The 23,091-nt window shown below is 53.8% G+C and carries 22 protein-coding genes and 1 pseudogene; 11 read left to right on the plus strand and 12 right to left on the minus strand.

Translation table 11 applies throughout. The features are described 5' to 3' along the window. Positions 1-43 precede the first annotated feature (43 nt). The 4 genes from pabB (at position 44) to RY075_RS13860 (ending at position 5,230) form a co-directional block, all read left to right on the plus strand. Positions 44-1,378: an aminodeoxychorismate synthase component 1 gene (pabB, locus tag RY075_RS13845; RefSeq protein ID WP_338628658.1), complete on the plus strand. Its 1,335-nt coding sequence runs from the start codon at positions 44-46 to the stop codon at positions 1,376-1,378. Further along, positions 1,375-1,953 carry a CoA pyrophosphatase gene (locus tag RY075_RS13850; RefSeq protein ID WP_003859921.1) on the plus strand — a complete coding sequence of 193 codons (579 nt, stop codon included), beginning with the start codon at positions 1,375-1,377 and terminating at the stop codon, positions 1,951-1,953. The genes pabB and RY075_RS13850 overlap by 4 nt, the downstream gene beginning before the upstream one ends. Before the next feature lie 184 nt (positions 1,954-2,137). After that, entirely contained in the window at positions 2,138-3,502 is a 1,365-nt protein-coding gene (gene sdaA / locus RY075_RS13855) for an L-serine ammonia-lyase (RefSeq protein ID WP_003859920.1), read from the plus strand. A gap of 129 nt (positions 3,503-3,631) precedes the next feature. Next, positions 3,632-5,230, plus strand: a complete 1,599-nt coding sequence (locus tag RY075_RS13860) for a cyclic diguanylate phosphodiesterase (protein ID WP_045329810.1) — start codon at positions 3,632-3,634, stop codon at positions 5,228-5,230. Positions 5,231-5,236: 6 nt separating this feature from the next. Here RY075_RS13860 and yoaE read toward each other — a convergent pair whose 3' ends face one another. After that, the gene (gene yoaE, locus RY075_RS13865; RefSeq protein WP_003859916.1) at positions 5,237-6,796 is read right to left on the minus strand and encodes a CNNM family cation transport protein YoaE; all 1,560 of its coding nucleotides are present in this window, start codon (positions 6,794-6,796) and stop codon (positions 5,237-5,239) included. A gap of 463 nt (positions 6,797-7,259) precedes the next feature. Here yoaE and manX point away from each other — a divergent pair, with 463 nt between their 5' ends. The 5 genes from manX (at position 7,260) to mntP (ending at position 11,415) form a co-directional block, all read left to right on the plus strand. Next, positions 7,260-8,222 carry a PTS mannose transporter subunit IIAB gene (gene manX, locus RY075_RS13870; RefSeq protein ID WP_022651434.1) on the plus strand — a complete coding sequence of 321 codons (963 nt, stop codon included), beginning with the start codon at positions 7,260-7,262 and terminating at the stop codon, positions 8,220-8,222. A 47-nt stretch (positions 8,223-8,269) separates the two neighbouring features. Then, the gene (gene manY, locus RY075_RS13875) at positions 8,270-9,070 is read left to right on the plus strand and encodes a PTS mannose transporter subunit IIC (protein WP_003859914.1); all 801 of its coding nucleotides are present in this window, start codon (positions 8,270-8,272) and stop codon (positions 9,068-9,070) included. Between the two features lie 12 nt (positions 9,071-9,082). Continuing rightward, entirely contained in the window at positions 9,083-9,934 is an 852-nt protein-coding gene (locus RY075_RS13880) for a PTS mannose transporter subunit IID (RefSeq protein WP_006810994.1), read from the plus strand. A gap of 54 nt (positions 9,935-9,988) precedes the next feature. Further along, complete coding sequence (locus tag RY075_RS13885) at positions 9,989-10,447, plus strand: DUF986 family protein (RefSeq protein ID WP_003859912.1); 459 nt, start codon at positions 9,989-9,991, stop codon at positions 10,445-10,447. 401 nt (positions 10,448-10,848) lie between these two features. Then, positions 10,849-11,415 carry a manganese efflux pump MntP gene (gene mntP / locus RY075_RS13890; protein WP_003859911.1) on the plus strand — a complete coding sequence of 189 codons (567 nt, stop codon included), beginning with the start codon at positions 10,849-10,851 and terminating at the stop codon, positions 11,413-11,415. Here the strand turns inward: mntP and rlmA are convergent. From rlmA to mgrB, 6 genes and pseudogenes are all read right to left on the minus strand, one after another. Next, a complete protein-coding gene (rlmA, locus tag RY075_RS13895) occupies positions 11,412-12,227 on the minus strand; it encodes a 23S rRNA (guanine(745)-N(1))-methyltransferase (protein ID WP_023314329.1) in 816 nt (271 codons plus the stop codon). The two genes, mntP and rlmA, sit on opposite strands and share 4 nt — an antisense overlap. A gap of 39 nt (positions 12,228-12,266) precedes the next feature. Further along, the gene (gene ftsI / locus RY075_RS13900; protein ID WP_003859909.1) at positions 12,267-14,012 is read right to left on the minus strand and encodes a peptidoglycan glycosyltransferase FtsI; all 1,746 of its coding nucleotides are present in this window, start codon (positions 14,010-14,012) and stop codon (positions 12,267-12,269) included. Between the two features lie 216 nt (positions 14,013-14,228). Beyond that, positions 14,229-14,438, minus strand: a complete 210-nt coding sequence (gene cspE, locus RY075_RS13905; protein ID WP_001062678.1) for a transcription antiterminator/RNA stability regulator CspE — start codon at positions 14,436-14,438, stop codon at positions 14,229-14,231. A gap of 12 nt (positions 14,439-14,450) precedes the next feature. After that, a pseudogene (locus tag RY075_RS13910) lies at positions 14,451-14,595 on the minus strand (DUF2627 domain-containing protein). Between the two features lie 668 nt (positions 14,596-15,263). Further along, positions 15,264-15,551 carry a YebO family protein gene (locus RY075_RS13915; protein ID WP_003859907.1) on the minus strand — a complete coding sequence of 96 codons (288 nt, stop codon included), beginning with the start codon at positions 15,549-15,551 and terminating at the stop codon, positions 15,264-15,266. A 74-nt stretch (positions 15,552-15,625) separates the two neighbouring features. Continuing rightward, positions 15,626-15,769 carry a PhoP/PhoQ regulator MgrB gene (mgrB, locus tag RY075_RS13920; RefSeq protein ID WP_003859906.1) on the minus strand — a complete coding sequence of 48 codons (144 nt, stop codon included), beginning with the start codon at positions 15,767-15,769 and terminating at the stop codon, positions 15,626-15,628. 160 nt (positions 15,770-15,929) lie between these two features. Here mgrB and RY075_RS13925 point away from each other — a divergent pair, with 160 nt between their 5' ends. Further along, positions 15,930-16,169 carry a YobH family protein gene (locus tag RY075_RS13925; protein ID WP_003859905.1) on the plus strand — a complete coding sequence of 80 codons (240 nt, stop codon included), beginning with the start codon at positions 15,930-15,932 and terminating at the stop codon, positions 16,167-16,169. 63 nt (positions 16,170-16,232) lie between these two features. Here the strand turns inward: RY075_RS13925 and kdgR are convergent, their stop codons facing one another. After that, the gene (gene kdgR / locus RY075_RS13930) at positions 16,233-17,024 is read right to left on the minus strand and encodes a DNA-binding transcriptional regulator KdgR (RefSeq protein ID WP_003859903.1); all 792 of its coding nucleotides are present in this window, start codon (positions 17,022-17,024) and stop codon (positions 16,233-16,235) included. A 178-nt stretch (positions 17,025-17,202) separates the two neighbouring features. Between kdgR and RY075_RS13935 the strand changes: the two genes are divergently transcribed. Then, the gene (locus RY075_RS13935) at positions 17,203-18,576 is read left to right on the plus strand and encodes an MFS transporter (RefSeq protein WP_023314330.1); all 1,374 of its coding nucleotides are present in this window, start codon (positions 17,203-17,205) and stop codon (positions 18,574-18,576) included. Positions 18,577-18,627: 51 nt separating this feature from the next. On the opposite strand, the gene htpX is transcribed toward RY075_RS13935, so the two are convergent. The 4 genes from htpX to RY075_RS13955 form a co-directional block, all read right to left on the minus strand. Continuing rightward, positions 18,628-19,509: a protease HtpX gene (htpX, locus tag RY075_RS13940; protein WP_003859899.1), complete on the minus strand. Its 882-nt coding sequence runs from the start codon at positions 19,507-19,509 to the stop codon at positions 18,628-18,630. A 193-nt stretch (positions 19,510-19,702) separates the two neighbouring features. Next, a complete protein-coding gene (gene prc, locus RY075_RS13945; protein ID WP_003859896.1) occupies positions 19,703-21,751 on the minus strand; it encodes a carboxy terminal-processing peptidase in 2,049 nt (682 codons plus the stop codon). Between the two features lie 19 nt (positions 21,752-21,770). Then, on the minus strand, positions 21,771-22,457 hold the full coding sequence (gene proQ, locus RY075_RS13950) for an RNA chaperone ProQ (protein ID WP_003859895.1): 687 nt from the start codon (positions 22,455-22,457) through the stop codon (positions 21,771-21,773). A 96-nt stretch (positions 22,458-22,553) separates the two neighbouring features. Next, positions 22,554-23,051 (minus strand): GAF domain-containing protein, encoded by a 498-nt coding sequence (locus tag RY075_RS13955; protein WP_006811006.1) that lies wholly within the window; start codon positions 23,049-23,051, stop codon positions 22,554-22,556. Positions 23,052-23,091: the final 40 nt, after the last annotated feature.

A 23,091-nucleotide genomic window follows, 5' to 3' on the forward strand; every position in this document is an offset into this window, starting at 1 on the left:
TATTCGCGCTAATTATTTCACGCTGCCCGGTAGTATGCCATACATGAACATGCGCTTCCCCACTGTTATGACCTTGCCCTGGCGTGCTGACACCGCGGAGTTCTGGTTTGCCCGTCTGAGCCACCTTCCTTTTGCCATGCTGCTGCACTCCGGCCATGCGGATCACCCCTACAGCCGCTTTGATATTCTGGTGGCCGACCCGGTTAAAACGCTGACGACCGATGCGCTGTCGCCAACGGACGATCCGCTGATGCGGCTTCAGAACGAGATCGATGCTCTGGGCTTAACTGCCACACCGGATCCGGATCTGCCTTTCCAGGGGGGCGCGCTGGGCCTGTTTGGTTACGATCTGGGTCGCCGTTTCGAAAAGCTGCCCGAGCATGCGCAGGCGGATATTTCCCTGCCGGATATGGCGGTGGGGCTGTATGACTGGGCGCTGATCGTGGATCACCGTAAGCAGACGGTTTCTCTGCTGAGCCACCGGGACGTACAGGCGCGTCTGGCCTGGCTTGAGGCGCAACGGCCCGCCGCCCCGGAACACTTTATGCTGACCTCCGGCTGGCGCTCGAACATGAGCGCGGAGGAATACGCGGAAAAATTCTCCCGTGTGCAGGCGTATCTTCACAGTGGCGACTGTTATCAGGTCAACCTTGCCCAGCGTTTCCAGGCGGCGTACAAGGGAGACGAATGGCAGGCGTTTACCCGCCTCAATGCCAGCAATAAGGCCCCGTTCAGTGCATTTTTACGCTTTGAACACGGCGCCATACTCAGCCTTTCGCCTGAGCGTTTTATCCACCAGGCTGACGGTATGATTCAGACCCGCCCAATAAAGGGCACACTGCCGCGCCTTGCCAACGCCGACGCCGACCGCCAGCAGGCGGAGACGCTGGCGGCCTCTCCCAAAGATCGTGCCGAAAACCTGATGATTGTCGATCTGATGCGCAATGATATTGGTCGCGTCGCCGAGCCGGGCAGCGTGCGCGTGCCGGAGCTGTTCGTCGTGGAGCCTTTCCCGGCGGTGCATCATCTGGTCAGCACCATCACCGCACGCCTGCCGGCCTCGCGAACCGCCTGCGATCTGCTCCGCGCCGCGTTTCCGGGCGGCTCCATCACCGGCGCGCCGAAGGTCCGGGCGATGGAGATCATCGACGAACTGGAACCACATCGCCGCAATGCCTGGTGCGGCAGCATCGGCTATGTGAGTCTGTGCGGCACCATGGATACCAGCATCACTATTCGCACCCTGACGGCGTGCGACGGTAACCTGTACTGTTCCGCAGGCGGTGGCATTGTGGCCGATAGCCAGGTCGAGGCGGAATATCAGGAAACCTTTGATAAAGTGAATCGTATCCTGAAACAACTGGAGAACTCACGGTGAAGAAAGACAACCTGACGCTGGATGATTTTCTGTCACGCTTTCAGCTTCTGCGGCCCCAGGTTAGCCGCGCCACGCTGAATCAACGTCAGGCGGCGGTGCTGATCCCGGTCGTGCGCCGTGAGCAGCCGGGTCTGTTGCTTACCCAGCGCTCACCGCATATGCGAAAACACGCCGGTCAGGTTGCGTTTCCGGGCGGCGCGGTGGACAGCACCGATGCATCCCTGATTGCCGCCGCACTGCGTGAAGCGCATGAGGAAGTGGCGATCCCCCCGGAGACAGTCGAGGTGATCGGCGTGCTGCCGCCAGTGGACAGCGTAACCGGTTTTCAGGTCACGCCGGTCGTTGGCATTATTCCGCCCGATCTTCAGTATCACGCCAGCGTCGATGAAGTTTCAGCGGTGTTCGAAATGCCGCTGGAAGAGGCCCTTCGTCTGGGCCGCTATCACCCACTGGATATTCACCGCCGCGGACACGATCATCGGGTCTGGCTGTCGTGGTATCAGCATTATTTTGTCTGGGGCATGACGGCAGGCATCATTCGTGAGCTGGCCCTGCAAATCGGCCTGAAGCCTTGACTATACTTTACATTCCACCCTTTTCTGGCAGGTTTGCGATCGGCGTCGCGCTATTAGCAAAACCATCGTTAACCATTAGTTTAATTCATGTGAATAGTTAAGCCGAGGTTGGTGTTCCCTCTTACACTATGCGCAGTTATAACATCGTTACTGGAACCCCAGTAACCCTGTCAGGAGTGTGAAAGTGATTAGTATATTCGACATGTTCAAAGTGGGGATTGGTCCTTCCTCTTCCCACACTGTAGGGCCGATGAAGGCCGGTAAACAGTTCGTCGATGATCTGGTCGAAAAAGGATTACTGGAAAGCGTTACCCGTGTCGCCGTAGACGTTTACGGTTCACTGTCATTAACGGGTAAAGGCCACCACACCGATATCGCCATTATTATGGGTCTGGCAGGCAATATGCCGGACACTGTTGATATTGATGCCATTCCGGCATTTATCCGCGACGTGGAAACGCGCGGACGCTTACTGCTGGCTAACGGTCAGCACGAAGTGGACTTCCCGCAGGATGACGGGATGCGTTTTCGTAGCGACAACCTGCCGCTGCATGAAAACGGCATGACCATCCACGCCTGGAGCGGCGAAAAAGAGATCTACAGTAAAACCTACTACTCCATCGGCGGCGGCTTTATCGTTGACGAAGAACACTTTGGTAAAGAGAGCGCGGGCGACGTCAATGTGCCCTATCCGTTTAAATCGGCCACCGAGATGCTGGGCTACTGCAAAGAGACCGGTCTGTCCCTGTCCGGCATGGTGATGCAGAACGAACTGGCGCTGCACAGCAAGAAAGAGATCGAAGACTATTTTGCTAACGTGTGGCAAACCATGCGCGCCTGTATTGACCGCGGGATGAACACCGAGGGTGTTCTGCCTGGGCCTCTGCGCGTACCGCGTCGTGCCTCTGCGCTGCGCCGCATGCTGGTCACCACCGACAAGTTCTCCAATGACCCAATGAACGTGGTCGACTGGGTGAACATGTTTGCGCTCGCGGTTAACGAAGAGAACGCAGCGGGTGGTCGCGTGGTGACGGCGCCGACCAACGGCGCGTGCGGTATCGTTCCGGCGGTGCTGGCCTATTACGATCACTTTATTGAGCCCGTGACACCGGATATCTATATCCGTTATTTCCTCGCGGCAGGCGCTATCGGCGCGCTGTACAAAATGAATGCGTCCATCTCTGGTGCCGAAGTAGGCTGTCAGGGTGAAGTGGGCGTGGCCTGCTCTATGGCGGCAGCGGGTCTGGCGGAACTGTTGGGCGCCAGCCCTGAGCAGGTGTGCGTGGCGGCGGAAATCGGTATGGAGCACAACCTCGGTCTGACCTGTGACCCGGTTGCCGGTCAGGTGCAGGTGCCGTGCATTGAGCGTAACGCCATCGCCTCCGTCAAAGCGATCAACGCCTCGCGTATGGCGATGCGCCGTACCAGCGAGCCACGCGTGTCGCTGGATAAGGTTATTGAAACCATGTACGAAACCGGCAAGGACATGAACGCGAAGTACCGTGAGACCTCACGCGGCGGTCTGGCCATTAAGGTGCAGTGCGACTAAGCCTTCCTTTCGCCCATCTGCAACGGATGGGCGAATTTTCCCCTCTCGTCTCGTCGCTTCACGTATTCCCCACTACACTGTCACTGTTGCGTCTGGCTTTTCTGGCCGGTGCTTAACAGGCGACCGTTCATGCAAACTGCACAAACGATCATTAAAGACTATCGCCGAAAACGCGTTATCGTCTGTGTCACGGTTGCGCTCGTTACGCTCGTCCTGACGCTGGGCATTCGCTTTATTTCACAGCGCAACATAAATCAGGATCGGATCCACGACTTTACCCACCACACCGTGCGTGCGCTTGATAAGGTGCTTCTCTCGTTAGAGGTCCAGCGTGAAACGCTACTTTCACTGGTTGGCATACCCTGTTCCGAAGCAAATCTGATCCTGCGAAAACAGGCGGCGATCCTCCAGACCGTACGCTCCATCGCCCTCATTCAAGACGGAATACTGTATTGCTCAAGCGTCTTTGGCAGCCGTAATGTGCCCGTCAGTGAGTTTGTGCCGGAGCTTCCAGTCAGTGAATCCAGGCTGCTGCTGTCGACTGACCGGTGGCTGGTAAAAGGCAGCCCGGTACTGATTCAGTGGTCTCCCGTTGCGGGCGACGGCAACGACGGGGTGATGGAGGTGGTGAATATCGATCTCATCACTAAAATGATTCTCGAGCCGCAGCGGCCGCAGATCACCGACGTTGTCCTGAGAGTAGGAGATAACTTCCTCCGCGACGGGCAACAGGTGACGACTACGCCGACCTTCGATGAAAACGCCTCCCTGCTGGAACAGTCGTCACAACATTACCCTTTCAGCGTCACGGTGAGCGGCCCCGGGCCTGGCGAAATGGCGTTAAAAAATCTGCCCACCCAGCTGCCGCTGGCGTTGATGCTCAGCTTACTGATGGGCTATATCGCCTGGCTCGCCACGGCGCGGCGCATAAGTTTCACCTGGGAAATCAATATGGGAATTGCGGCCAGGGAGTTTGAACTCTTCTGCCAGCCGCTGGTGAATGCCCGCACCCGGGAATGCGCCGGCGTCGAGATCCTCCTGCGCTGGAACAACCCGCGTCAGGGATGGATTTCGCCCGATGTCTTTATCCCTCTGGCCGAAGAACATAACCTGATTGTTCCGCTTACCCGCTACGTCATCAGCGAAACGGTGCGGCAGATAGGCTATTTCCCTGCCTCGCGCGATTTCCATATCGGCATTAACGTGGCCGCCAGCCATTTTCGCCGCGCTGCGCTTATCCAGGATCTCAACCGCATCTGGTTTAACGCCAGCCCTGTTCAACAGTTGATCGTGGAGTTAACCGAACGCGATGCGTTGCTGGATGTGGATTACCGCATCGTGCGGGAGCTGCACCGCAAAGGGGTGAAACTTGCGATTGATGATTTTGGTACCGGCAACAGCTCACTTTCATGGCTAGAAAAACTGCATCCGGATGTGCTGAAAATTGATAAATCCTTCACCACCGCGATCGGCACCGACGCCGTGAACTCAACGGTAACAGATATTATTATTGCGCTTGGCCAGCGGCTGAATATTGAACTGGTTGCGGAAGGGGTGGAAACCGAGGAGCAGTCACGCTACCTGCGCCGTCACAGCGTACATATTTTGCAGGGGTACTTGTATGCGCGGCCAATGCCGCTGCGCGAGTTTCCGAAATGGCTGGCGGAAAGTCACTCTCCGCCAGCCCGTCACAACGGACACATCGTGCCCTTACTGCCGTTACGCTAGATAACGTTACTCTTCTTCGTCGTGCGCAGAGTGCTCTTTAACAATACGCACCATATCAACGCGATAGTCGTTGGCTTCGACGATGGTAATTTGCAGCGGCGGCAGCTCCAGCACATCACCGATACGCGGGATCTGCCCGTTAACGGAGATCACCAGCCCCGCCACGGTGGCAATATCTTCATCATCATTGACCACGTTTTCGACGCCCAGCGTGTGCGAGAGCGCGTGCAGGTCGGTGGTGCCTTTCACCAGCCAGCCGTCACCGTCGGCAACGATTTCCGGGGTTTCATCCGCATCAGGGAATTCACCGGCAATGGCTTCCAGCACATCCAGCGGCGTCACCAGGCCCTGTACCACACCAAATTCGTTGGTGACGATAACAAAGCTCCCGCGAGCACGGCGCAATACGCCCAGCAGGTTGATCGGATCCAGCGTTTCAGGCACCACGATAGCGGGCGACGCGGCCGCTACGGCCTCGACGTTAACGCCCTCTTCCAGCGCCACCAGCATCTCTTTCGCGCGTACCACACCGATGATCTCATCCAGCTCACCCCGGCAGACCGGGAACAGGCTGTGCGGCGAGGAGAGCAGCTGCTGACGAATTTCGTCGACGCTCAGGTTGGCGTCCACCCAGCTGATTTCGCCGCGCGGCGTCATAATACCGCGCAGGGAGCGGGAAGCCAGCGAAAGCACGCCATTGATCATGTAGCGTTCTTCTTCCACAAACGCGCCTTCCGGCACCGGAACCGGGTTGCGGTTCTCGTTATCAGCCTGCACGTTCACCTGACGACGCCCGCCCATCAGTCGCAGAATCGCATCTGCGGTACGGGCTCGCAGCGGCTGATTCGACTGCTGCTTAATAAAGTTACGGCGCGCAATCTGGTTAAACAGCTCGATCAGAATCGAGAAGCCAATCGCGGCGTACAGGTAGCCTTTCGGAATATGGAAGCCAAACCCTTCTGCCACCAGGCTCAGACCAATCATCAGCAGGAAGCTCAGACACAGCACAACGACCGTCGGATGCTGGTTGACGAAACGCGTCAGCGGTTTCGACGCCAGCAGCATTACCGCCATCGCAATCACCACCGCCGCCATCATCACCGGCAGATGGTTCACCATGCCGACCGCCGTAATCACCGCATCCAGTGAGAAGACCGCATCAAGCACCACAATCTGTAGAACAACCACCCAGAAGCTGGCATAACCCTTACCGTGGCCATCATCGTGCTGCCGGTTCTCCAGCCGTTCATGCAGCTCTGTTGTGGCTTTGAACAGCAGGAACAGTCCCCCTACCAGCATAATTAAATCGCGGCCGGAGAAGGTGAAATCCATGACGGTGAACAGGGGCTTCGTCAGGGTGACCATCCACGAGATAACAGACAGTAAGCCCAGACGCATGATCAGCGCCAGCGAGAGGCCGATCAGACGGGCTTTATCACGCTGTTTCGGCGGCAGTTTATCTGCGAGGATGGCGATAAACACCAGGTTATCAATACCGAGAACGATCTCCAGCACGACCAGCGTAAGCAAGCCTACCCAGATTGACGGGTCCATTAAGAATTCCATGACACGCTCCTGCTAAAGGAATGACAAAACGGTGCCCCGCTAATGTCGGGCATTTCAAAGGGAATGAGAGTCGATGCGTGGCGAAGATCGCCGGTGATTAAGGCGCGGAATGGCCTGGAAGATGACTGACGTCGGTGACGGTCCATATAGTGGGCTGTAGCCCTATACTCCTGAATAATTAAACGGACGCTAAACATATCAGAGACAATTGGTTTTTAGCAAAGATTTACGTTCCTTTGCAAACTTCTGTAACACACGCGGATTATCTTAGAGAAAAATCTGTAAGGCGTAGCTAAATTACGGATCTTCATCACATAAATTATTTTTTCACTATCTAAAATAATTCGCGGAAGTCTTAGTTTTTTTGAACTCTAACCCTTATCTGAATCGATTCGGTTCGCCAATACGATTCTCAGTACGCCTGCCTGGCAGACGTATAAATGATAATAAAAGGAGGTAGCAAGTGACCATTGCTATTGTCATAGGCACACATGGTTGGGCTGCGGAGCAGTTACTCAAAACGGCAGAAATGCTGTTGGGCGAGCAGGAAAACGTCGGCTGGATCGATTTCGTTCCCGGTGAAAATGCCGAGACGCTGATTGAAAAATACACTGCTCAGCTTGAGAAGCTGGATACCAGCAAAGGCGTGCTGTTTCTCGTGGATACATGGGGCGGCAGCCCGTTCAACGCTGCCAGCCGCATTGTCGTCGATAAAGAGCATTATGAAGTCGTCGCCGGGGTGAATATCCCGATGTTGGTGGAAACCTTCATGGCGCGTGACGACAACCCAGGCTTTGACGAGCTGGTGGCGCTGGCGGTGGAAACCGGTCGCGAAGGCGTGAAGGCGCTGAAAGCGCAGCCGGTTGAAAAACCTGCCCCTGCCCCTGCTGCACCAAAAGCCGCTGCACCGGCGAAGCCAATGGGTCCGAACGATTACATGGTTATCGGCCTTGCGCGTATTGATGACCGTCTGATCCACGGCCAGGTGGCGACGCGCTGGACCAAAGAGACCAACGTACAACGCATCATCGTGGTCAGTGACGAAGTGGCCGCCGACACTGTCCGTAAAACCCTTCTTACCCAGGTTGCACCGCCGGGCGTCACCGCGCACGTCGTGGATGTCGCCAAAATGATCCGCGTTTACAACAACCCGAAATACGCGGGCGAACGCGTGATGCTTCTGTTCACCAACCCGACAGACGTTGAACGCATTGTTGAAGGCGGCGTGAAAATCACCTCCGTTAACATTGGCGGTATGGCTTTCCGTCAGGGCAAAACGCAGGTCAACAACGCGATTTCAGTGGATGCGAAAGATATCGAGGCCTTCAACAAGCTGAATGCACGCGGTATCGAGCTGGAAGCCCGTAAGGTTTCCACGGATCAGAAACTGAAAATGATGGATTTGATCGGCAAAGTGGGGAAATAAGCCCGGGCCGGTTTTTCATATAGAGCTTATGTAATAGGAGAAGTGCAATGGAGATTACTACTCTTCAGATTGTGCTGGTGTTCATCGTCGCGTGTATTGCGGGTATGGAGTCCGTACTTGATGAATTTCAGTTCCACCGCCCTCTGGTGGCCTGTACGTTGATTGGCGCCGTTCTCGGTGACATGAAAACCGGTATCATCATCGGTGGTACCCTGGAAATGATCGCCCTCGGCTGGATGAACATCGGTGCGGCAGTTGCGCCAGATGCCGCGCTGGCGTCCATTATTTCGACCGTTCTGGTTATCGCCGGTCATCAGAGTATTGGTGCCGGTATCGCGCTGGCCATCCCGCTGGCCGCAGCGGGTCAGGTGCTGACCATTATTGTCCGTACTATTACCGTGGCCTTCCAGCACGCGGCGGATAAGGCGGCCGAAAACGGCAACCTCACCGCGCTCTCCTGGATCCACGTTTCTTCCCTGTTCCTGCAAGCGATGCGTATCGCGATCCCTGCAGTTATCGTGGCGATTTCTGTCGGTACCAGCGAAGTTCAGGGCATGCTGAATGCGATCCCTGAAGTGGTCACCAGCGGTCTGAATATCGCCGGGGGTATGATCGTGGTGGTCGGTTATGCGATGGTCATCAACATGATGCGCGCGGGCTACCTGATGCCATTCTTCTACCTCGGCTTCGTTACCGCTGCGTTCACCAACTTCAACCTGGTTGCGCTGGGTGTGATTGGTGCGGTGATGGCGATTCTTTATATCCAGCTCAGCCCGAAATACAACCGTGTCGCGGGTGCCCCTGCGCAGGCTGCTGGTAACAACGATCTCGATAACGAACTGGACTAACAGGTGAGCGAAATGGTTGATATGACAAAAACTACCACTGAGAAAAAACTCACTCCGGGTGATATTCGTGGCGTGTTCATCCGTTCTAACCTGTTTCAGGGTTCATGGAACTTCGAACGTATGCAGGCGCTCGGCTTCTGCTTCTCCATGGTGCCGGCCATCAAACGCCTGTATCCGGAAAACAACGAAGCACGCCGTCAGGCAATTAAGCGTCATCTGGAATTCTTCAACACCCATCCTTATGTTGCGGCGCCGGTTCTGGGCGTGACGCTGGCGATGGAAGAGCAGCGTGCGAACGGGGCTGAAATCGACGATGGTGCCATCAACGGTATCAAAGTTGGTCTGATGGGGCCGCTGGCAGGCGTGGGCGACCCGATTTTCTGGGGTACCGTGCGTCCGGTCTTTGCGGCGCTGGGCGCCGGGATCGCCATGAGCGGCAGCCTGCTCGGTCCTCTGCTGTTCTTCATCCTGTTCAACGCGGTGCGTCTGCTGACCCGTTACTACGGCGTGGCGTACGGCTATCGTAAAGGTGTGGATATCGTTAAGGATATGGGCGGCGGCTTCCTGCAAAAACTGACTGAGGGGGCGTCAATTCTCGGCCTGTTTGTAATGGGGGCGCTGGTTAACAAGTGGACGCACGTAAACATCCCGCTGGTGGTATCAACGATCACCGGTCAGGATGGTCAGACGCGCGTTACCACCGTGCAGACCATTCTGGACCAGCTGATGCCGGGCCTGGTACCGCTGCTGTTAACCTTCGCCTGTATGTGGCTGCTGCGTAAGAAAGTGAACCCGCTTTGGATCATCGTTGGCTTCTTCGTCATCGGTATCGCGGGCTACGCTGTCGGCCTGCTGGGTCTGTAATAAAATGCGTTACTGATCGGGGGCTTGCCCCCGGTCTTTTTATCTGGAGGATGAATGACTGTCACGGACACCGTACTGGTTTTATTTATTGTTGCCCTTCTGGCTTACGCGATCTATGACGAGTTTATTATGCCTCGCCGCCACGGCGAGACGCTGCTGACCCTTCCCCTCTTACGCCGTGGACGCATTGATGCGTTTATCTTCGCCGGTCTGGTAGTCATCCTCATTTACAATAATGTGACCAGCCACGGCGCAATATTAACCACATGGTTATTATGTGCGCTGGCATTAATGGCGATTTACCTGTTCTGGATCCGCTCGCCAAAACTCATTTTTAAAAAACACGGATTCTTCTTCGCCAATGTCTGGATAGAATATAACCGTATTAAAGAGATGAATTTATCCGAAGACGGGGTTCTGGTGATGCAATTAGAACAACGCCGCCTGCTCATCCGGGTCAGAAATATTGATGACCTGGAAAAGATATACAAATTACTTGTTAAAACTCAATGATTTATCATTATAGCATCGGCTATATATTGCATTATTCTTGAACCAGCAATATAGCCGGTGCTATATCTCCACTGTTAATTGACTTATATTTATTAACGATATTTTCACGCATAAATCTAAATGAAAATCGTTATCAACATAGTGGCTATATAAAGCCATCTTCGTTGTTGTTTTATATTCTCAAAATATGTTAAGGTTGCGCCCGTCGTTGGGGAGTAGCCGATTTCCTGCCTGCGGGAAATGTACGTGTCAACATACTCGTTGAAAAACGTGGCGCGTACGGATCGTTTTTAAGCACAATTACTGTGCCAGAAGCGATCAGGCGAGACCATAGATACATCAACTGCTGTTTACTGGGGGCAGTGATGTGTCATATGGATATCCCCGGTCTGGACGCTCTTATGAATATCTCCGCTACGATCCTTCTGGCTTTTGGCATGTCCATGGACGCATTTGCCGCCTCTATCGGCAAAGGTGCCACTCTCCATAAACCTAAATTTTCCGAAGCCCTGCGTACCGGTCTCATCTTTGGCGCTATCGAAACGCTGACGCCGCTTATCGGCTGGGGACTGGGGATGCTCGCCAGCCAGTTTGTGCTGGAGTGGAATCACTGGATTGCTTTCGTGCTGCTGGTGTTCCTCGGCGGACGTATGGTGATTGAAGGTTTTCGTGGCAACGGCGATGAAGATGATGCGCCGCTGCAACGCCACGGCTTCTGGCTTCTGGTGACAACCGCCATCGCAACCAGCCTGGATGCAATGGCCGTGGGTGTCGGTCTGGCGTTTTTGCAGGTCAATATTATCGCCACCGCGCTGGCGATTGGCTGCGCCACGCTGATCATGTCAACGCTGGGGATGATGGTGGGTCGGTTCATTGGCCCGCTGTTAGGCAAACGCGCCGAAATTCTGGGCGGTATCGTGTTGATCGGGATTGGTGCCCAAATCCTTTGGGCACACTTCGCGGGTTAACCTTCGCGCTGCCAGCAATGGATGCTGAAATCCGTCTGGCAGCGAAATTCTGTCTGCGCTGCCAGCGTTTCCCACACCTCTGGTTTTGCCCGCCACGCAAACGGCGTCATTTGCAGTAACGCCACCGCTTCACTTCCCTGCAACGTCATTTCATACGCTACCGACTGCGCCTGCTTTAACGCAAAGCCCGCCAGCTGTTCAGAGTGCGGCGCATGCAGGTGAACTTCATCATAGATCAGCCCTTTTAGCTCCAACAGATGACGCGGCCCTGGCGTAACGGTGATAACCCAGCCGCCGGGCTTAACGACGCGCGCCAGCTCCTCTGCCTTGCACGGCGCATAGATACGCACCACGGCGTCCATACTCGCTTTTTCAAACGGCAGGCGGTGGCTGGAGGCCACGCAGAACGTTACCGCTGAGTAGCGTTTGGCTGCCGCACGGATTGCCACTTTCGACACGTCCAGCCCGTAAGTTTCGGCGCCCTTCTCAGCCGCTACGTCAGCAAACGTGGCGGTGTAGTAGCCTTCGCCGCAGCCGATATCCAGCATGGCGGATGCGCCTTCTGTCAGATATTCACGGAGTATGGCGACAACGGCATCCCTGAGCGGTTGATAATGCCCGGCATCGAGAAACGCCCGGCGCGCCTGCATCATCTCCGCGCTGTCACCCGGGTCCCGGGAGCGCTTGTGCTGTACCGGCAGAAGATTTACATAGCCCTCTTTCGCCCGGTCAAACTGATGTCCCTGTGGACAGATAAACGTTTTCTCCGCGCGCGTCAGCGGCGCGTGGCAAAGGGGACAACTGAAAGACATGACAGCTCCAGGGCGTAAACCAAAAGGCGAAGTGTACCGCTATTCGCCAGGGTTATAAACGGCTGGGTGATGCATCACGATCAGATGGTCAGAATCTGCCGGCAGCCCGTCAGGCTTTACGTTTTCCAGACGCAGAACGTTCCCCATAATTTCGCTGAAAACGGGCGCGGAAACGGCCCCGCCGTAATAGGCACCGTTTTGCGGATCGTTAATCACCACCACCAGCGCAAAACGGGGATCGCTGGCAGGCGCAACGCCTGCGGTATAGGCGACGTATTTATCCACATACTTACCGTGTTCATCGATTTTTTTGGCCGTCCCGGTTTTTATCGCCACGCGATAGTTACGCACCGCCGCTTTGATTCCACCACCGCCGGGTAATGCGACGCTCTCCATCATGTGCTCCACCTCGTGAACAATTTCCTCGGGCATCACCCGCTTGCCAATCACCGGCGGATCGATTCGGGTGATGGACAGAGGCCGTTCAATGCCATAGCTGCCGATGGTGGCATACACATGCGCCAGCTGGAGGGGGGTTACCATCAGGCCATATCCAAAGGCAAAGGTCGCCCGGTCTAACTGGCTCCAGAATTTCCGCTGCGGCAGTAAACCTGCGCTTTCTCCCGTTAAGCCAAGCCCGGTACTCTCGCCAAAGCCAAAGTGTTTATAGGTATCCAGTAACCGTTGCACAGGCATCGCCAGCGAAAGACGGGACACGCCCGTGTCACTGGATTTTTGCAGGATGCCGGTCATCGTCAGCTCGGGATAGTAGCCCACATCGCGGATACGATGGCCATCAATGGTGTAGGGATGCGTGTCTATGACGCTGTCAGGCTGTACCAGCCCCTGCTGTAGCGCCGTCATCAGCACCAGAGGCTTAACGGTAGAGCCAGGTTCAAAGGTGTCGCTGATCGCGCGATTGCGAAAATCATCCAGCGTTGCCCCTTCCCGGTTGTTGGGGTTGAAGTCGGGGAAGCTCGCCATTGCCAGAATTTCGCCCGTCTGGATATTAATTAGCACCGACGCGCCTGACTCAGCTTTGTTCCACGCCACGGCATTATCCAGCGCGTCTTCGGTGATAGTTTGCAGGCGTTCATCGATACTAAGCTGGATATTATGTGCAGGTACGGGAGCCACCTCCGTGAGGTTCTCCACCACATGTCCGTAGCGATCTTTCCTGACCAGCCGCACGCCTGCCTTCCCGGTAAGCTGCGTGTTGAAGCTTTTCTCGACACCCTCAATGCCCTGACCATCAATATTGGTGAAGCCAATCAGGTTCGCCGCCACGTGCCCGGCAGGATAAAAGCGGCGGGACTCATCGCGAAGGTTGATACCCGGAAGACGCAGCTTATCGATCCACTTTGCCTGGGAGGGATCAACCTGACGGGCAAGGTAAATAAATCGCCCGTGCGGGTTACTGTTGATTCGCGATGCGAGCGTGCTCAGAGAAAGGTGTAAGGCATTTGCCAGGGCCTGCCAGCGCGAATCATAACCGATCCCCCCTTTTTCAAGCACTGTTTTGGGATCGGCCCAGACGGCCTGGACAGGTACGCTCACCGCAAGGGGTCGTCCTTCACGGTCCACAATCATCCCCCGCGGGGCGTCTATCGCCACTTCGCGCAGGGAGCGCATATCCTCCTGCTTAACCAGATTATCCGGTTTGATAATTTGCAGCCACGCCACGCGGCCCAGCAAAAACGCAAGACTACAAAAGATAGCGAGACACAGAAGTGCAAAACGTGCCGGAGTAAAGTTTCCGGTGGTCGTTATTGTCTTTTTTTTCACCTTAACCCCAGGGCTGTTGATCAACGCCCTGATTTAACGGGAAAAGCGGATAAGAAGGCGGGAAAACAATGCTAATATTCTCGCGGGTTTGCAACAAGATAATAACAGCGGAGGATTACGTAATATTTTGAAAAATAAGCGAATAAAAAAGCCCCGCATCGGCGAGGCTTATGTCTGGGATCGAAGCGCTGAGCGCTTCAGTCAGCAGTGATTCGATCAGATAGCAGTTACGTTAACCGCAGCTGGGCCTTTCTGGCCATCCTGAATTTCGAACTCAACGTTCTGGCCTTCAGCCAGAGTTTTGAAGCCGTTACCCTGGATTGCAGAGAAGTGTACGAACACATCTTTGCTGCCGTCAGCAGGAGTAATGAAACCAAAACCTTTAGACTCGTTGAACCACTTAACTTGACCTTTAATCTTTGCCATTTGCAAAATTCCTTAGAGTGTTTTCTTAGCCCGCAGGCTTTGACTTAGATAAAACTGAGACATTACTGCTTGAGGCACTAATATAAGGTTCGGCAGAGAAGCGGTATTCAACGACAACGTGTTTACTCAGGACTTCTTTACTGAAAATGCCACACATAAACAGAACTGTACCTCGTTTGACCCAAAACGTGTTATCACACACAACGTTTAATATGGCAAGCCATTTTTAAACATGTCTCGATCCGCCGCACAAATTCAGGTGTTACTCCATAACAATCTGCACAGTTATGCGAATTGTCAAATGAAGCGCTACCTGACCTCACTGCCCGCAGGGTGCGTTGACGCGCCCTGTAATCAAAGACTTTTTAAACATAGCTCAATCATTTCAAAGCGTCCATCCCAATCCCTGATTTTCTTTAAAAGAATGACTGAGTTAGAACATTTTGTGAAAAGTTATGCTGAAAACATTGCAACGCACCGACATGTGTCAGGGAATATACGATGTTAATTACATTTTGCTAATTGTATTAAAATCCACCATTTAATTAGCGTTATTCTGCACCAAAATAATGAAATTTTTATGACTCTGCCTCAAAACAAGGCAAGCAAAACGTTTCGATAAAAATAAAACACTTCGGGAAAGATAAAACACACAATTTATTCAACGAAACGGTAATTATCGAATAAGGATAAATATTCACCAGTTTTCAGTATGCTGAAACAATAGTTAACTGCTGCTTAATTATATGTTGGGATGTTGTGGATCACATTTGATAAGGGAGGGGATTTACGCCGTACGTCAGGCCACCTCCCTTTCCGGGCAAACTATCGTTCGGCTACCAGGCGAATGAAGTCTTCCTCGTCCTGTTGTTGAGCAACAGCGTCCTTAGGTACCGCTTTCTCCTCCGGCTCGTTGGCTTCGCACAGACGACGCAGCAACGCATTCTGCCGTTTCTGCTGATCGAGCAATGCTTCCAGCAGTTCAATCTGCTCGTTTGTGCGGGAGCTGGCGCGGTTAACGAAGAACCACAGTACCAGCCCAACGACCAGCACCACCAAAGACATTACCAGGGATGCAATGCTCAGCAGCCCCGAATTCAGTAACTCACCCATTTCACCACCTCAGTAAAAACAGTCATTTTACCACTGCCGCCACGTAAGGACATCACTCAGCGTAAAAATGGCCTCTACCAGGGGATAAACTTATTGATTGAACAAATGCCGCTAAAGAATTGTACATCCTGATCGCACATCACATTGATAGTCTGCGTCCACAGCACCACACAAGCTATCAACACTATAATCAGAATTACCCAGCGTATTTTTTTCACTCCACACTCCGTCTTAAGACCTGATGCAGCCAGGTTATCACGGTTATCTTAAACAGGGGCTAACTGTACCTTCAACAGACGCTTTTCGGAATCGTGCACTTGTTTCACTGCGTAAACCCGTTACGCTTACTCCATGACAACAAAGAAAAAAGAGGCAACGATGCGTTTACTTATTCGTACAGTAATTGTACTGGCCATTGTGTGGATCGGCCTGTTATTAAGTGGGTACGGCGTATTAATGGGAAGCAAAGAAAATGCCGCGGGTCTGGGTATCCAGTGTAAATATCTTACCGCCCGGGGGGTAAGTACGGCGCAGTACATTCATTCCGACAGCGGGATCATCGGGTTAACCAACTGTCCTGTGCTGCGTAAATCATCTGATGTGATTGATAACGGTTAATCAGCGTTGAATTTCGCTTACTAGAACGCCGCACTGTTGCGGCGTTTTTATTGAAAGCGTCGATCAGAACGGATAATCGTTATAGCCCATCTGCTCTGAAATTTTGCGCGCTGCGGTATGCAGGATCGCCACATATTCATGTAGACGCTCTTCAGAGAAACGCAGCGTTGGGAACGAAATGCTGAGGCCCGCAATGACAACGCCGAAGCGGTCAAATACCGGCACACCGATGCAACGCAGCCCCTCTTCCTGCTCTTCGTTATCTTCCCCGTAACCCTGCTCACGCACGTTATCCAGCACGCTCAGCAGTTCATCCGTACTGGTAATGGTGCGGTCGGTGCTGCGTTTGTACTCCACCCCGTCAAGGATCTGCTTCACCTCTTCGCGATCGCGCCAGGCCAGCAGTACTTTACCAATTGCGGTGCTGTAGAGCGGGTTACGACGACCGATGCGTGAATACATGCGCAGGTTGTACATGGAGTCAATTTTGTGGATGTAAACAATGCTGTCTTCATCCAGCGCACCGAGGTGAATTGTCTCTTTCGTCAGTCGTGAAAGTTCACGCATCTGAATGTCAGCGCTGCGGATCAGATCCACGTTTTGCAAAGCGCGGGCGCCCAGTTCAAACAGTTTCAGCGTCAGAGAATATTTTTCTGATTCTCCTTCCTGCGCGACATAACCCAATGATTTCATCGTCTGCAAAAAGCGATAAACGGTGCTTTTCGACATCATCACACGCTGCGACAACTCTGTAATACCAATTTCACGCTCTTCTCCGAGCGCCTGCAAGATGCCAAACACCTTCAGCACGGAAGAAACAGAATCTGGCTGCTTATCCAAATCTGCGATTGCCATTTATCACCTCATGGAGAGTGTTTTATAAAAATCAGAACCGGTTTTTATTATAAATTCGTGTGATGCGTGCTGCAATCTATCTGGGTTTACTTCGTTACAAATCTGCGACATAAAACCGAAATAACGATGCTAAAATAGTTACTCTGAAAATAATTTCACGCTGAGTCATTCTTTTCCCATGCAAAAAAACGTTTCTGATGGCCTGCCCTTACCGCAGAGGTACGGGGCAATTGCCACTATTGTCATCGGTATTTCGATGGCTGTCCTTGACGGTGCGATTGCCAACGTTGCTCTTCCTACCATTGCAAAAGACCTTAATGCTTCTCCCGCAAGCTCCATCTGGATTGTGAACGCGTACCAGATAGCAATTGTGATTTCCCTCCTGTCACTCTCTTTCCTGGGCGATATGTTTGGCTATCGCCGTGTTTACCAGTGCGGGCTGGTGGTCTTTACCCTCACCTCGCTCTTCTGTGCCCTTTCCGATTCACTGCACACCCTCACCCTGGCGCGTATCGCGCAGGGCTTTGGCGGCGCGGCGCTAATGAGCGTGAACACGGCCCTCATACGGCTTATCTATCCTCACCGCCACCTGGGGCGCGGCATGGGCATTAATTCCTTTATTGTGGCCGTGTCGTCCGCTGCCGGGCCGACGATTGCCGCCGCCATTCTGTCCGTTGCCTCGTGGCAGTGGCTGTTTGCCATTAATGTGCCGCTGGGTATTGTGGCGATCTTCTTCGCCCTGCGCTATCTTCCGGAAAATGGTCCGAAAAACACCATGCCGCGTTTTGACCTGCCCAGCGCCGTGATGAACGCGCTGACCTTTGGCCTGCTGATTACCGCGCTGAGCGGATTTGCTCAGGGGCAGTCTCTGTCGCTCATTGCCGCAGAAATCGTTGCCATGCTTATCATCGGATTTTTCTTCGTACGACGTCAGCTGGCGCTGCCCGTGCCGTTACTGCCGGTGGATTTGCTGCGTATTCCGCTGTTTTCGCTATCCATTTGTACCTCCATTTGCTCGTTCTGCGCCCAGATGCTGGCGCTGGTTGCGCTGCCGTTCTTTTTGCAGAGCGTGATTGGCCGTTCGGAAGTGGAAACAGGCTTGCTGCTCACGCCCTGGCCTCTGGCAACCATGGTGATGGCCCCGCTGGCCGGTTACCTTATTGAGCGCGTTCATGCCGGGCTTCTGGGGGCGATTGGGCTGGTTGTCATGGCGGTGGGACTGTTTGCACTGGCGCTCCTGCCCGCCTCGCCAGGGGATCTGGATATTATCTGGCGCATGATCCTGTGCGGGGCCGGTTTTGGTCTGTTCCAGTCCCCTAATAACCACACGATTATCACCTCTGCCCCACGTCATCGCAGCGGTGGCGCCAGCGGGATGCTGGGCACGGCAAGACTGTTAGGGCAAAGCACCGGGGCCGCACTGGTAGCCTTGATGTTTAACCTGGCCGGGCAGAATGCGACACACGTTGCGCTGATTACCGCAGGGACACTGGCGACCCTCGCGGCTGTCATTAGCGGTCTTCGTGTCACCCAGCCAAAGGCGCAGGCATAAAAAAACCGGGCGGAGAAGGACTCCTGCCCGGTTGTTTTCAACCCGATTACGTTACTTCAGATATTCGCCGCTACGCAGCGCTTCAATACGTTTATCCAGCGGCGGGTGAGACATAAACAGCTCGCTCAGCGACTTTGACTTGCCGTTGATGCAGAAGGCCATCATGCTGTTTGCTTCCTGCGGCTCGTAGCTGGTTTTAAGACGTTGCAGCGCAGCAATCATCTTTTCACGACCCACCAGTTTCGCGGAACCGGCATCCGCATGGAACTCACGATGACGGGAGAACCACATGGTAATAATGCTTGCCAGGATACCGAACACCAGCTCCAGCACCATTGAAACAGCAAAATAGATCAGCGGGTTGCCGTTGCTCTCTTCACCCTCATCACGGTTGCCACCCATAAACCCGGCAGCAATCTGCGCCAGAATACGGGAAATAAAGATAACGAAGGTGTTCACCACGCCCTGGATCAGGGTCATGGTGACCATATCGCCGTTGGCGATGTGGCTGATCTCGTGAGCAATAACCGCTTCCGCTTCGTCACGGCTCATGTTTTGCAGCAGACCGGTGCTGACGGCCACCAGGGACGCGTCACGACGCGCACCGGTAGCAAACGCGTTGATATCCGGCGCGTGGTAGATGGCTACCTGTGGCATGGCAATGCCTGCCTGCTTTGACTGCTGAGCAACCGTGCTCATCAGCCACTGCTCCATATCGTTACGCGGTTGCTCAATAACTTCACCGCCCACGGATTTCAGTGCCATCCACTTCGACATTAGCAGTGAAATGAAAGAGCCACCGAAACCAAACAGCAGCGCCATAATCAACAGACCCTGAACGCTGCTCGACTGAATTCCCGTCAGGCTTAGCACCAGCCCGAATACCACCATCACCGCCAGGTTGGTGAGCAGGAAGAGCGCGATTCGCATCATAATATTCTTTTAACCTCAGTTTAACAAAACGCACTATGCGATTACCCACATCGTATGGGTATTACGGCTATTTTCAAGCATCCAGACGGCGTAAGTCACCAGAAAGACACAACTTTACACAATTGGAAATCTGCCTGACGGAAGGATGAGGAACAAAAAGAAACAGGCACAATTTCTTGTGCCTGTTGGGGGATTATTTTGTCGGAGCAGGTTGCACAGCAGGTTTCTCTTTTTCCAGCTTCGCGAGATCAAGCGCGATATGCACCGTCTCGTCCAGATACGGATCGGGCTCCTGGTAATCCTTAGGCAGATCGTCCAGTTTTTTGAGCAGAGGCTTGCCTTCACGTTTGAAGCGATCGTTGATACGCGCCAGACGTGTCGCGTCATCTTCATTGTTCTCTTTCTCACGCTGAGCGTAGTTCAGAGACACAATGTTCCGTTTTGCTTTCAGGGCGTTGAAACGCGCGATGTCCTTCATGATGTACTGGAATTCCGGATCCTTCCCGATGCGATCGTTGTGATTTTTCAGCAGTTCCGGTCCGAACTGTTTCATATCACCCGATTTCACGAATGTCGCGGCATCAATGCTATCCCACGGCAGCGCGTTATCTTCAAACTTCTCGCCCGTTTCCGTCTCTTCGGTACCTGTCGGCATCATAATATCCGGCGTCACGCCTTTGCGCTGCGTGCTGCCGCCGTTGACGCGGTAAAACTTCTGAATGGTGTACTGTACTGAGCCCAGCGCCGGCCATTCAGGGCGCAGCATCTGGTCGTAAATACGGTTCAGAGAGCGGTACTGCTGAACGGTGCCCTTGCCAAACGTCGGTTCGCCGACGATTAACGCCCGGCCGTAATCCTGCATGGCAGCAGCGAAGATTTCCGATGCAGAGGCGCTGAAGCGATCGACAAGCACCACCAGCGGCCCCTTATAGTAGACCACACCATCGGTATCCGCATCTTCACGCACTTTACCGTTGTTATCGCGCACCTGTACCACCGGGCCAGACGGGATAAACAGCCCGGACAGCGAGACGGCCTCGGTCAATGCCCCGCCGCCGTTGCTGCGCAGGTCAATGATCACGCTGCTGACATTCTGCTTTTCAAGCTTCTGAAGCTGCACTTTCACATCATCGGTCAGGCCGACGTAGAAACCTGGGATATCCAGAACGCCAACCTTCTCTTTACCCACGGTTTTCACCGACATTTTCACCGCGCGATCTTCCAGACGGATACGCTCACGGGTCAGAGTAACGATACGGGTTTTGGTCCCCTTACCGGCTGGCAGGATCTCCAGGCGAACTTTGCTGCCCTTCGGCCCTTTGATCAGCGCAACTACGTCATCAAGACGCCAGCCAATCACGTCCACCATGCTCTTTCCGGTTTGGCCCACACCGACAATACGGTCGCCTACGCTGATCGCTTTGCTTTTCGATGCAGGGCCACCGGCCACCATGGAGTTGATTACGGTGTAGTCATCGTCCATCTGAAGCACAGCACCGATACCTTCCAGAGACAGGCTCATTTCGGTATTGAACTGTTCGGTGTTACGTGGAGAGAGATAATTAGTGTGCGGATCAATTTCGTGCGCAAACGCGGTCATCGCCAGCGAGAAAACATCTTCACTGTTGGTCTGCGCCAGACGGCGAATAGCGAACTTGTAGCGACGGTTTAACGTCTCACGGATCTCTTTCTCGTCTTTGCCTGTGAGCTTGAGGCTCAGTTCGTCATATTTGACTTTTCCATCCCACAGCGCATTCAGTTCAGCCTCGTCTTTCGGCCATGGCGCTTTGCTGCGGTCCAGATTAAAGGTGTCGTTGCCGGTGAAGTCCATAGGACGTTCCAGCACTTTCAGCGCGTATTGATAACGCTCAAAACGGCGCTTTTGCGATAAGTTGTACAGATCGTAGAACAGATCGAGTTTTCCGGAGCGCAGCTCATCACCCACTTCGGATTTGCGTTTAGCGAACTGTTCGACATCGCTGGCCAGCAGTACGTTATGGCTGTAATCCAGCAAGTTCAGATAACGGTCAAATATTTTGGCCGAAAAGGCCTGATCGAGATCGAACTGACGATAGTGCGAACGAGTAAAGCGCGACGTCACGCGCTCACTCACCGTCGCGTGCTGAGTCTCTTCCTTGAGAACCGGAATTTGATCAACACGCGTAATATCGTCCACAGCGAAAGCGTGGCCTGTTATAGCAAACAGGCCAGCCAGCGCGGTGAGCTTAAAAAAAGTGTTCATGCCAGGCTCGGCCTCCGTTTCAGAACAACAAGTGTTCTGCGCGTACAATCATTGACATACCAGAAGTCAGCTGTACACGAACGCCATCTTTGGTGATTTCCAGTACGGTGGCGTCCATCGCGTTGTTACCCGCTTTCACCTTCAGAGACTGACCTACGCTCAGCGCATTGATGTCAGAAACCGGGGTGTGGCGCGGCTCTTCGCGCGGCGCACGTGGGGCTTTAGCTGCTGGTTTGTCAGCACGCGGTTTGCGATCGTTATTTTCAGTACGACGCGGTGCCGGGCGCGGTTTACGCTCGCGACGAGGGGCGTCTTCCTGACCGTTTGCCGCTGCGGCTTCGCGTTTTTTCGCCTGCTGTTCCGCACGCTGTGCCTGCACGCGAGCTTTGGCTTCTTCAAGCTGCTTACGCGCATGTTCTACGTGCTGCTCGTCCAGCTCACCGCACGGGTTGCCGTCAAGGTCGACACGGGTCGCACCCGGCTTGATACCGTACAGGTAACGCCAGCTCGAGGTATAAAGGCGCAAGGCAGAACGAAGCTGCGTTTTGCTGAGGTTCATCTCCCCCTCAACGCGCGCGACCAAATCCTGAAAGATACCGACTTTCAGAGGACGCGCTTCACCTTCAGCGCTGAAGCACTGCGGGAAACGCTCGGCCAGAAATGCGATAACTTCTTTACTGCTATTCAACTTAGGTTGATTTTCCATGAAATTTCCTGATTACAACGGACGTTGCCAACAAGCGCAGGCATGAACAGGCGACATTATAATGACGCTATCAGTAAATGCTACGTTATCCGTTGATTATCCTGCGACGCTCGCAAAGAATTTATGATAATCGGTCTCTGCCAGAACATTTTCCAGGTTTGCGGCCAGCGCGCGCAGCCCCTGCTCATCCTCGGCAGTAAAGCGACTGAAGACCGTGCTGTCGATATCCAGAACGCCAATAATCTGATTTTTAACCACCAGCGGCAGTACGATTTCAGAATTGCTGCTGGCATCGCAGGCGATGTGGCCGTCAAACGCATGAACATCTTCGACACGCTGAACCTGACGGGTCGCCACTGCGGTACCGCACACGCCGCGACCTACCGGGATACGCACGCAGGCGAGTTTCCCCTGGAAAGGCCCCAGTACCAGCGTGTCGCCTTCCAGCAGATAAAAGCCCGCCCAGTTCACGTCAGAAAGGCGTTCGAACAGTAACGCACTGGTATTTGCCAGAGTGGCTAAGAAACTGGTTTCCCCTGCCATTAATGCCTTAAAATCGCGATTCAGATCCGCGTAGAATTCTGTTTTGTTCATTATTCAATCACTTAGTTATCTTACATAGTTACCGCATAGC

Origin of the sequence: Enterobacter sp. JJBC (assembly GCF_036936505.1) — a bacterium.
Lineage (GTDB): Bacteria > Pseudomonadota > Gammaproteobacteria > Enterobacterales > Enterobacteriaceae > Enterobacter > Enterobacter hormaechei_C.